The sequence below is a fragment of the Clostridium subterminale genome (assembly GCF_039521425.1).
Taxonomy (GTDB): Bacteria; Bacillota; Clostridia; order Clostridiales; family Clostridiaceae; genus Clostridium_J; species Clostridium_J subterminale.
This window is the reverse complement of record NZ_BAAACI010000012.1, coordinates 1-1015: the sequence shown is the minus strand read 5'-3', so window position 1 is coordinate 1015 and position 1015 is coordinate 1. Positions and strand designations below refer to the sequence as shown.

Annotated in this window: 2 tRNA genes and 1 rRNA gene; all 3 read left to right on the top strand. The window is 41.7% G+C overall.

The window, feature by feature from the left end:
* The first annotated feature begins 102 nt into the window (after positions 1–102).
* Positions 103–178: transfer RNA gene (locus ABDZ93_RS19315), tRNA-Ala, on the top strand.
* 5 nt (positions 179–183) lie between these two features.
* Positions 184–260: transfer RNA gene (locus ABDZ93_RS19310), tRNA-Ile, on the top strand.
* Between the two features lie 293 nt (positions 261–553).
* Positions 554–1015, top strand: a 23S ribosomal RNA gene (locus tag ABDZ93_RS19305); the annotation flags it as partial.

Sequence of the window (1015 nt, the reverse complement as noted above, 5' to 3'; positions counted from 1 at the left end):
GGGAGTCGACATGAAGTTAATCCTTCATGACAAACTGGTACTTTAACTCTGTTTAATTTTGAGAGACCATCTCTCAAAAAACTTTATAGTAAATTTCCACATGGGGGTATAGCTCAGTTGGGAGAGCACCTGCCTTGCACGCAGGGGGTCAAGAGTTCGAATCTCTTTATCTCCACCATTTGTGGGTCTATAGCTCAGCTGGTTAGAGCGCACGCCTGATAAGCGTGAGGTCGATGGTTCGAGTCCATTTAGACCCACCATTAATTTGCAATGAAGTTTGCAAAATTGAATGTTCTTTGAAAATTACACAGTGAAGATATATTGTTAAACCTTTAAATTTAAAGATAAAACAATTTCGTCAAGAATTTTAATTTGAATTCTTTGTAGAATGAAAATCTAATCTTAATCGCTTAAGATTAGTAAATTAAAGATTTCATTAGAAACGAGAAAGTCAAGGAAACGACTGAACGAGGAACAGAGTTTACTAAGGTAAATGAGCACCGGAGTGAGGGAGTTGACGTAGAATTTCGAAGTTTATAATGAAGTATAGATAGGTCAAGCTACAAAGGGCGCATGGTGAATGCCTTGGCACTAGGAGCCGAAGAAGGACGTGATAAGCTGCGATAAGCTTTGGGTAGGCGCAAATAGCCAGTGATCCAAAGATTTCCGAATGGGGAAACCTACATAGTTAACACTATGTACTGTGCACTGAATAAATAGGTGTATGGAGGTAAACCCGGGGAACTGAAACATCTAAGTACCCGGAGGAAGAGAAAGAAACATCGATTTCCAAAGTAGCGGCGAGCGAAATGGAAAGAGCCCAAACCTAAGCCTTTGGCTTGGGGGTTGAGGACAGAACATAAAATATAACAGGAATTAGCCGAAGACAGCTGGAAAGCTGCTCCGCAGAAGGTAATAGACCTGTAGGTGAAAATGGAAGTTATAGAGTTCTGATCCAGAGTACCACGAGACACGTGAAACCTTGTGGGAAGCAGGGAGGACCACCTCCCAAGGC